5 protein-coding genes and 2 pseudogenes are annotated in these 5,205 nt (G+C 61.8%); 4 read left to right on the forward strand and 3 right to left on the reverse strand.

The annotated features are described in order from the left end of the window. On the forward strand, positions 1–1,021 hold a 1,021-nt coding region (locus tag ACZIRK_RS44535; protein WP_474419770.1), incomplete at its 5' end, for an IS3 family transposase. 52 nt (positions 1,022–1,073) lie between these two features. Here ACZIRK_RS44535 and ACZIRK_RS44540 read toward each other — a convergent pair. Continuing rightward, complete coding sequence (locus ACZIRK_RS44540; protein ID WP_474419771.1) at positions 1,074–1,607, reverse strand: IS66 family transposase; 534 nt, start codon at positions 1,605–1,607, stop codon at positions 1,074–1,076. Between the two features lie 93 nt (positions 1,608–1,700). Beyond that, a pseudogene (locus tag ACZIRK_RS44545) lies at positions 1,701–1,838 on the reverse strand (ATP-binding protein); the annotation flags it as partial. Between the two features lie 29 nt (positions 1,839–1,867). Between ACZIRK_RS44545 and ACZIRK_RS44550 the strand changes: the two are divergent. From ACZIRK_RS44550 to ACZIRK_RS44560, 3 genes are read left to right on the forward strand one after another with little or no spacing between them, the layout of a single operon-like run. Then, positions 1,868–2,356, forward strand: a complete 489-nt coding sequence (locus ACZIRK_RS44550; protein ID WP_207231195.1) for a hypothetical protein — start codon at positions 1,868–1,870, stop codon at positions 2,354–2,356. Further along, the gene (locus tag ACZIRK_RS44555) at positions 2,350–4,215 is read left to right on the forward strand and encodes a recombinase family protein (protein WP_207231194.1); all 1,866 of its coding nucleotides are present in this window, start codon (positions 2,350–2,352) and stop codon (positions 4,213–4,215) included. The genes ACZIRK_RS44550 and ACZIRK_RS44555 overlap by 7 nt, the downstream gene beginning before the upstream one ends. After that, complete coding sequence (locus ACZIRK_RS44560; protein ID WP_283813357.1) at positions 4,208–4,438, forward strand: hypothetical protein; 231 nt, start codon at positions 4,208–4,210, stop codon at positions 4,436–4,438. Before ACZIRK_RS44555 ends, ACZIRK_RS44560 begins: the two co-directional genes overlap by 8 nt. Before the next feature lie 6 nt (positions 4,439–4,444). Here the strand turns inward: ACZIRK_RS44560 and istB are convergent. Beyond that, a pseudogene (istB, locus tag ACZIRK_RS44565) lies at positions 4,445–5,083 on the reverse strand (IS21-like element helper ATPase IstB); the annotation flags it as partial. Positions 5,084–5,205 lie beyond the last annotated feature (122 nt).

Consider the following 5,205-nt stretch of genomic DNA (forward strand, 5'->3'; position numbering starts at 1 on the left):
GCGATCTTTGCCTTCAGCGCCGCGTCGATTTTCCGTCTCGTCTTCTTCATGGTCCGCTCCGTTTATCAAAACGGAACGGCATCCGCACCACCTAAGCCGCTGGTCCAAAATCCGGGGTCCACTTCACGGGATCCCACGCGCCACGTTTTATAGATGGTATGATCGCTACCGTGAGGGCGGCATTGAAGCGCTGGCCGATCATCGGTCCCGACCTGACCGGGTCTGGAATCGCATCCCCGACGATGTGCGGGGCCAGATCATTGATTTAGCGCTGGAGCTTCCGGAGCTGTCGCCGCGCGAACTGGCCGTGCGCTTCACCGACGAACGGAAGTATTTTGTCTCCGAGGCGTCGGTCTATCGGCTGCTGAAGGCACATGACCTCATCACCAGCCCGGCTTATGTGGTGATCAAGGCGGCGAACGAGTTCAAGGACAAGACCACCGCCATCAACCAGCTCTGGCAGACCGACTTCACCTACCTCAAGATCACCGGCTGGGGCTGGTACTACCTGTCGACCGTGCTCGACGACTTCTCGCGTTACATCGTGGCTTGGAGGCTTGGTCCCACGATGTGCGCCTCCGACGTCACGGCCACGCTCGACCAGGCACTCGCGGCCTCCGGCCTTGACCACATCACCGTCGCGCACCGGCCGAGGCTTCTCAGCGACAATGGATCGAGTTACGTCGCGGACGATCTGGCCAAGTGGCTCGACCATAAGGGCATGCAGCATGTGCGCGGCGCTCCGTATCATCCTCAGACTCAGGGAAAGATCGAGCGCTGGCATCAGACTCTGAAGAACCGCATTCTGCTCAACAATTACTACCTGCCTGGCGATCTCGAACGGCAGGTACGCGCCTTCGTCGAACACTACAACCACGTCCGCTATCATGAGAGCATCGACAACCTCACACCTGCCGATGTCTACTTCGGCAGGGCGGAAGCGATCCTTGCAGAACGCAAACGCATCAAGCTTGTCACGATCGCAAACCGCCGCTTGCAGCATCAGCTGCAGGCCGCTTAAACTCTAACCCCTGATGAGCCAGAGCCTCCCTTCTCGAAAAGCTTGATCTGTCTCAAATTATCTGACGACGGACAATCATCGACAGCTGCTTCTCGAACCACGGCTTCAACGCCTCGACGATGGGCAGCGAGTGTTCCTTGCGCGCGGCCAGCCTGGTGTCCGGCGATGAACCACGTACCATGGCTTCGATGGCGTAAAGCTGTGCGATCTGCCGGACGGCGGCCTCGGCGATCGGCGATTTGCTGTTGCGGGCCAATTTGACGAAACGCCGACGCAGATGGCTCCAGCAATGCACGAGCGTCCACGGCCCTTGCGGTCGAGCGACTTCGGTCAGCCGGTCATAACCGTCATAGGCATCGCATTGCAGGAAGCGTCCGTTAAAGCCGTCCAGGAACTGCTCAGCGAAGGCGCCGCTGCGGCCGGGGGCATATCGGAACAGCACGATCGGCGGACTTGGGCCGCTATGGCCGCGGTCGTCGGAGACGCTCGCCCAGAAGTAGCCCTTCTTCGTTTGACCACGCCCGGGATCGAGCACCGGCGCCGTAGTTTCGTCCATGAAAGACGATCCGCCGCTGCCAGATTGCATATTTCACTGATGGTGAGCAGCGATTTCGCGCGATCATGAGCGCCGAATTCAGACGATCGTGAGCAGCCCGCTCCGGCCGAGGCGGTGATAGGGTCAGCGTTCTGGCTGCTCGTCAAGGGTGATGGTTTTGGCGTTGCGTTTTCGCATGCTTTCGCCGGCCAGCTGGAGGCGGTGAGCGTTATGGACGAGGCGATCGAGGACGGCGTCGGCGTAGGTTGGGTCGCCGAACACGACAGAGTACCCCTATTCTTGAGCGGGTCGTGTCTCACGTCACGATCACTGACCCGCATCATTTCCTGTTCGGGCACCGGCTTGAGGTGCTGAAGGAGCGGTCGGGGCGCGGTCCTGCCTACGTCGTCGTCGCGCTGCCGGACGGTCGGCGGCGGGCGGTTCGGGTCGCGTCGACCGATCTTGCCGAGACGCCGATCACTTGCCACCCGAACGCGGCCGATCTGCCGCGCATCAGTGCACGGACGCTGATCCCATTGATGCAACATTTGAGCGCGAGTCTGAGCCTTCTCGACGAGAAGGTGATTCGCGATGACCCACCGACCGCTTCCGGGTCGCGTTGCGTATCGACCCCTGCCGACGTTAGCAACTCCACCCGGCCGTCCAACGACCGACATTCCGCGCCTATGGCCGAATCTGTCGACCGCGACGCAAACCCAGATTGCTCAAACGATCGCCGCGCTGATGCGGCGAATGCAAGCGATCCCCGGCACGCCCGGAAGGAGACTGGGTCGTGCTGATCAGCTTGAACGTCGCTGACGAGCGGCTCACAAACGCGCACCGTGCCAAGTTGGCTTATGTCTACGTGCGGCAGTCATCCGTGAACCAGGTGCGCCAGCACCAGGAGAGCACCGAGCTACAGTACCGCCTTGTTGATCGCGCCATTGGTCTGGGCTGGCCGCCCGAGCGCGTGCAGGTCATTGACGAGGATCTGGGCAAATCCGGTGCTGGCGGCGTGGATCGTCATGGCTTCCAGAAGCTTATTGCCGAGATCGGCCTTGGCAACGCGGGTCTTGTGGTGAGTCTCGATGCGTCGCGCTTGGCCCGCAATAACCGGGACTGGCATCAGCTGCTCGAACTGTGCTCGGTATTCGGCGTGCTCATTGCGGATGGCGAGCGGCTTTACGAGCCGCGCGCCTATCACGACCGCTTGCTGTTGGGCTTGTCCGGCATCATGAGCGAGGCGGAGCTGCATCAGCTTCGGCTGCGCCTTCATCAAGGGGAACGCCAGAAGGCGGCGCGGGGCGAACTGCGGTTGCCCCTGCCAGCCGGGCTCGCCTACGATCGCGCGGGCACAATTATTCTCAATCCCGATGAGGAGGTGCAGGCCCGCCTTCGCCTTGTGTTCGCCAAATTCCAGGAACTGCAAAGCGCCCGCCGTGTGATGCGTTACTTGGACCGGAACGGATTGTCATTGCCAGTTCGGCCGCTGCTTGGACCAGCTCCACACGAGGTCGTCTGGCGTGCCCCAGCTAGCGTGCGCGTCCTTAGTATCCTTCAAAATCCGGCCTATGCTGGGGCGTATGTTTATGGCCGCCGGCAAAAGGATCCGAGCCGATGCCGGCCGGGATCACTGACGGGAACGGTCAAGGTGGCGATCGCGGATTGGGCGGTTTGTCTGCACGCCGCCCACCCAGGCTATATCAGCTGGGAGGAGTTCATGGCCAACCAGGGGCGACTGGCAGATAACCTCTGTCGCTATGAGGCAGGACACGCCGGCGTACCGCGCAAGGGGGCAGCCCTGTTACAAGGAATTGCGATCTGCGGCCGTTGTGGGCGACGCATGAGCATGCGCTACACGGGCCCGAATGCCGACTATCCGGTCTATTGCTGCCGGTCGGATCGGGACCAGCAAGGCAGTGCGCTGTGCCAGGAAGTCCGGGCCTTGGCAGTTGACGCGCTGGTCGAGCGGGTGGTCCTCGACGCCCTGATGCCGGATCAGATTGAGATCGCACTCGCGGCAGCGGGCCAATTGGAGCACGAGAGCCGTCAGCTCGAGCGCCAGTGGGCGCTTCGCGTGGAGCGCGCCCGCTACGAGGCCGAGCGCGCGCGGCGTCAGTATGACGCCGTAGAGCCCGAGAACCGTCTTGTGGCGCGCTCCCTTGAGCGGGCTTGGGAAGAGAAGCTGCGTGTCGTCGAGGCAGTCGAGCAAGAGCATGCGCGTTGGCGCGCGCAAGAGCCGCTTCTGATTGGCCCGGCGGAACGCGCAGGGCTGCAAGCGCTCGGCGAGAACCTGCCGCAGATTTGGAACGCGGCCACTACGTCGGCAGTCGATCGCAAGCGCATTCTGCGATTTGTCATCCGCGAAGTCGTTCTTGATCAGAAGCGGACCCGAGGTCAGGTGTGGCTCAAGATCGTCTGGCAGACCGGCGCAACCAGCGAGCATCACGTGCAAAGGCGCGTTCACACCTACCGCAATTACATCGACATTGATCGGTTGCGGCAACGGATCATCGAGTTGAATGCTGAACACAAAATGGATGGCGAGATCGCGGTAATACTCAATCAGGAAGGCTTCGTCGCGGCCCGCGGCTGCGCCTTCAAAGACGAGAACGTCTGGCTGTTGCGCACCCACCGTCAAGATCAACGGCGTGGATAAGAATCCGATGCGCTGGCCTGACGGCAGCTTCTCGATCCAGGGCGCAGCGGCTGAGCTTGGAGTAACCCCGCAAACAGTGTTCGATTATCTTGCGCGCGGATTGATGGCAGGTCGTCAGTTAGCCAAAGGCCAACCATGGCAGATCGAGCTCTCAGACAAACAAATCGGTCAGCTTCGCAATCGGGTACGACGCACCAAGCGGTCGAAGAAGGAGGCATCATGAAGTCATCGGGTCTCCGATAACTTCGTGCCATGTGTCCACAGGGAGTTGGCTGGTTACGATGGTGGAGGCGCGGCCATGGCGGTCCTCGAGGACTTCGAGTAGATCGCGCCGCTCGGCAGCGCTGAGCACCGACAATCCCCAATCGTCCAAAATCAGAAGCTGGGCGCGGCCAAGGGTTTTGAGCAAGCGGGCATAGCGTCCATCGCCCCGCGCGAGCGCCAATGCTTCGAACAATCTTGGGACGCGATGATAGAGAACCGAGCGATTGTCGCGGCAGGCCTTGTGGCCGAGGGCACAGGCTAACCAGCTTTTGCCCAACCCGGTCGCCCCGGTTAAAAGCAAATTCTCGTGGCGATCGATCCAGTCGCCGCTGACGAGCTTGGCGAAGACGGCCCGATCGATCCCCCGCGGCGTGCGCAAATCGACGTCCTCCACGCAGGCGTTCTGGCGGAGCGCGGCCAGCTTGAGGCGCGTGGTGAGCCGCCTGGTGTCGCGTTCCGCGGCTTCCCGGTCGACCAGCAGGCCGAAGCGATCTTCGAACGGCAAGGCTTCGAGATCAGGTGATCGGCGCTGCTCCTCGAAGGCCTTGGCCATGCCGCTCAAGCCGAGCTCGATCAGGCGTTCGTGGGTGGGATGGTTAAGCATACAGGTCTCCTTGGCTTCAGTGGAAATAATCCCGGCCGCGGATGTTGCCGTGGCGCAGGGGTTGGGGTTCGGAGGGCTCGTCGAGAAAGGTGCGATCCAGGCCGTTCTGGAGGATGGAGCGG

It is taken from the genome of Bradyrhizobium sp. Leo114 (assembly GCF_055229415.2).